This window comes from Dichelobacter nodosus (genome assembly GCF_001263335.1).
GTDB classification, from domain to species: domain Bacteria; phylum Pseudomonadota; class Gammaproteobacteria; order Cardiobacteriales; family Cardiobacteriaceae; genus Dichelobacter; species Dichelobacter nodosus.
This window is the reverse complement of the sequence record NZ_LGVW01000031.1, coordinates 1-4,564: the sequence shown is the minus strand read 5'-3', so window position 1 is coordinate 4,564 and position 4,564 is coordinate 1. Positions and strand designations below refer to the sequence as shown.

The following is a 4,564-nucleotide window of genomic DNA, read 5'->3' as shown; positions in this document are numbered from 1 at the left end:
AATCAAAACCATCAACTACACCTGTTTGAGTTGGATCTACGATTTTATCGGCATCGGGATTAGCGCGTTTTTCTTTTTCTTCTTTGTATTTTGCAGCCAGCTCTGGGTCGATTTTACTTAAGGTTGCTTCTGCGAAACTTTGCATGATAATTTTGCCGCTTTTAGACGCGAAGAATCGCCCATTTACGCGTCAAAAAAATTTCGTTGCAAAAAAACAACAGTGTTATACTAGCGCCCGTATCAGAAAAACCAATACTTTTGCTAGCAGGTTTTTAGGGCATTTTTTAGGTTGCAAAAAAACCACAAATTGATGATGGTTGAACTTGCTCTTTAACCTAAAATTGCGATACACTTTGCGCCAGTCATTTTCTGTAAAAAAAGATGACTGTGAATTCATTTAACGAGGACATATATATGAAACTTTCACACTTATCATTAGCCATCATCAGTGCTATCACTTTGGCAGCTTGCGGCGGTGGAGACGATAGTAATTCAGCTCCCTTAGACCCAAAACCGGATCAAGGGGTAGTTGATGGGGTTGCAGTTCAACAAAAAGTACAAAAATACTTTGATGCTATTAAAGCCGGTCAAAAAGCGGAATTTCCGGTACTTACAGCAAGCGAAGAAGCAACCTTAAGTAAAATCGACCCCAAACTCGCTGAACAATACAAAGCAGAAAAAGCTAAACGCGCTAATCCCGATGCCGATAAAATTGTTGACCCCACTCAAACCGGCGTGGTTGATGGTTTTGATTTGAAAGTACAATCCAGTTACGGCGCGGGTCAATATGTGCGCGGTGAAAAATCCAATTTCGATAAACAATTCAACCCAGAAGAAAACAGCGCGCCGACCACGATTACGGGTGTAGGTCTCGATGATCAAAACCCCGAATTAACCAATATTTTCTTTGCAAAAAAATCTACTAAAAAAGACGGAAAACTTATTGCTACTCAATATGTTGGTATTGATCCCAGTAAAGATGTTGATGACTTGCTCGATGGCGATTCATTGCAACAACAAAATAAACATAACGTTGCTTTAGATGCCGCTTTGTTATCTTATGTTGGTAATACAGCACCATCAGAAATTGAAGCAACTGGCGCTAATAACACTACTAAAAATTTTTGGGGCACCCATGGCAATGCCGCCGCAAAAATCGTTGAAGTAGATGCAGTTACCGAACAAATTGAAGCGATTGAAACCGCTTTAGAAAAATACGATACTTTGACAGATGATGATAAAGCCGATCGTCAAGTGATTAAAAACAAAAAAGTTCTTGATGATGCTTTAGCTGATCTGAAAAAAATCAAAGCCGATGAAAATAAAAAAGATCGCAAATTGCTCGTTTTAGATAAATACAGCAATACCATTCCTTGGGGCGATTATATTGCAACCAGCGCCGAAATTTTGAAAGGTTCTGGTGGCACTGCGGCGGCTGGTGCGAGCGGTACTGGTAATGCTGCTACCGGTTCTGCTGGAACTCCAGGTTTGATTTCTGTTAATTTTGAACCTGAAGCAAAAGCTAAAACAGCAGCAGATGGATTAAACGATCCGAAAAAATTCAAAATTGAGGCAATTCAAGGAACTGAAGAAAAATCTTATTCTTCAACCCGTATTTTCGGTAAAAACTTCTCACCAGATGGCGATTTAGATATTGTTAACAGCTACAAAGGCGCTACCACTGTGGTTTCTGCAGCTTCTTACAATAAATCAGCAGGTGCTTCTGGAGCTACTGGTTCTGGTTTAACCAATTTTGGTGAAAAAGCTGATGCAGAAAGTATTGGTAATAAAGATGCCTTTAATAACTATGTTGCAAAAGGATCTACCGCTGGAACTCCTCCTAAAGATCCTTATTTAACCAGCGTCCGCCATTCATTAGCAGCAGAAGCGATGTTATTAAATGATGTGCAATATGGACGCGTTACTGGTGAAATTGATGCGGAAAAATTGAATGCAGCAAAACCAGAAGATACGGTCACTCATATCCAAAGCCCATATACCACACGTGAAAAAGATAAAGCGGTCAACCAATATTTCTACCGCGGCACCAACGCTACTACTTTGAAACAAATGGAAGCTTTGCCGCAAGATAAAACTTTGGTTTATCAAGGTCATGCTTTAATGTACGGCATTGATAATAGTTTCCACGGCAGCAAAAACAGTTCATTACCTTACGCATTCGGCAAAGGCAAAGATGATACCGCGATTGGTAACTTCGTCAGAGCTGAAGTAAATTTGGGCGATAGCAAAGTTGATGGATACGTTTATAACGTTTGGCAAAAAGGCTCAACAAGCGAAACCGTTGAAGATGCTTTGGTTTCATTCAGAGGTCAAGTATTCGGCAACACTGTTTTAGGTGAAGCAAAACGCGTTTATCAAGATAAAGATGCGAGCGCCGACTTCCGCGCTTCATTCTTCGGTGAACAAGCTGGTGAAATGGGTGGCTCTTTCAACTCTAACATCGCTAAAGATGGTTATACCCATGAAGGCGACGTCTGGGGTGGCGTATTTGGTGCGAAACGTCAAGTAGAACCTGTGAAGAAAGAAAGCGAATATGATAATGGTTGGTTAATTTCTCACCAAAAATAATCGTAATTATTCTTCATGAATACGAAAAAGCGGCATTTCTGCCGCTTTTTTTTTATAGTCAAAACCAAAAACTGATTAGGGTTTTGGGGTAACAACTGGTTTATTAGCGTCAGGCAAATCACCAATATATCCGTTATGATCATCTACCTTTTGTGTTTCAACTGTGCGTTTAGCACCGAATGAACCACCCCAAACGTCATCGCTGGAGTATTTTTCAGCGGTAGTTATAGAGTTGAAAGAACCGCCCATTTCATCTGCTTGTTCACCGAAGAATGAAGCACGGAAATCCGCATCACCAGCTTTATAAGTGCGTTCGGCTTTTCCTAAAACAGTGTTGCCGAATACTTGACCTTTGAATTTCACCAAATTATCAACGATTTTTTCTTTACTACCATCAGTCCAAACGTTGTAAACGCGACCATCAACTTTGTTATTTGCTAAATCAACGTTAGCAGTAACGAAATTACCGATCGCATGAGAACCAGCAGCACCAAATGCAGATGGAATTTGTGAAGTATCCGCGCCGTGGAAGTTATTATCAATACCGTACATTAAAGCATGACCTTGATAAACTAACGGTTTCTCTTGTTTCAAACTTTCCATTTGTTTCAATGTTGTTGCGCCAATGCCGCGATAGAAGTAGAAATTATCAACATTATTTTCACCTTCATTAATTTTATTTTTGAAGGCAGCACGCTTCATCACGAGTTCTTTATTTTCAATTTTAGCTCTTTCATCATCGGATAAATCGGAGGTTTTGATGGGATCCAAATTACCAGTGACGCGACCATATTGCACGTAATCCAATTTTTGTGGTTTCACAGCAAGGTGATAATCGATTTTGGTTTTATCGATCAAATTTTTTACTGCAGTTTCATCAGATGTATCAGATAGATTTTTAACTTCTGCCGCCAAATCAGCTTTTGATAATGCTAAAACGTTTGCATCATAATAGCTGTTAAATTTAGCATCGGCGCGATCTTGAGTATTGTATTGACGACCAAAAACGCGAGTTGAAGATTGGGATTTTTCTTCAGTTCCTTGAATGGCTTGTTCCGTACCGCCATTTTTGAAATTCACGCCGATCAAACCCAAAGCACCCGCACCGGTACCGGCAGTAGTAATTTTGCCATCTGTATAAGTCGCTGCTTCAGCATCAGCCAATGCTTTTTTACTACCTTCGGTTTCAGTTCCTAAAACGTCATCAGAAGTTTTTGCATCATCACCGAAAGAAAAAACAGCTCCAGTAGAACCATCTGCTCTAATGAATGTGTTACCTGTAGGATTTAAACCTAAATAACCTTCAGGACTTTTCAGATCGATTGCTTCTAATTCTGCTTTGAGTGCGACAAATTTTGCTAAATTTTCTTTTTGTTCGGTAGAAAGTTTATCTTCTCCTATTTTTTTGTAGACTTTGATCGCGAAATCAGCCTGATCCTTTTGCGTTTTAAGATCTGTAGCAGCAATTTCTTTAGAGAGTTCTAATTCACTAAAATTAACAACGTTGTGATCATTTTGTGCTTGCAATGATTTTGGATCATCAATTTTGCTGGCATCGGCAGCATCATTACCCAAATATTGCACCAAAGAAACAGTACCATCAGCGCGAATCTTACGAGCTAACGCAATATTTGTAAGCCATGGGTTTTGTTTTTCAGCAGTAACACCCAAAATTGAAGTGGCGCTTGAGCGTTCTTTCGGATTAGATTCTCGGTCAAATTGAGATTGCTCACCGCGAACGTATTGCGTAGTTCCTTGGCTAGATTCTTTATTGAGATCTAAATGACCAACTACACCAGTTTGAGTTGGGTCTACGACTTTATCGGCATCGGCATTCGCCCCACGTTTTTCTTTTTCTTCTTTGTATTTTGCAGCCAGCTCTGGGTCGATTTTACTTAAGGTTGCTTCTGGGAAATTCTTTTTTGAAATTACGACCGCGGTTTTATCGTTTTTTGATTCGGATTTATAAAAACAT

Annotated in this window: 2 protein-coding genes; one reads left to right on the top strand and one right to left on the bottom strand. The window is 39.7% G+C overall.

All coding sequences use genetic code 11. The annotated features are described in order from the left end of the window. Window positions 1-414 precede the first annotated feature (414 nt). Window positions 415-2,589: a transferrin-binding protein-like solute binding protein gene (locus AKG33_RS06475; protein WP_050708043.1), complete on the top strand. Its 2,175-nt coding sequence runs from the start codon at window positions 415-417 to the stop codon at window positions 2,587-2,589. A gap of 75 nt (window positions 2,590-2,664) precedes the next feature. On the opposite strand, the gene AKG33_RS07395 is transcribed toward AKG33_RS06475, so the two are convergent. Beyond that, window positions 2,665-4,564: transferrin-binding protein-like solute binding protein (locus AKG33_RS07395; protein ID WP_082203974.1), on the bottom strand; the 1,900-nt coding region annotated here is incomplete at its 5' end.

Coding starts and splice junctions, on each gene's coding strand:
- AKG33_RS06475 (WP_050708043.1), top strand. CDS start 415: ATGAAACTTTCACACTTATCATTAGCCATCATCAGTGCTATCACTTTG.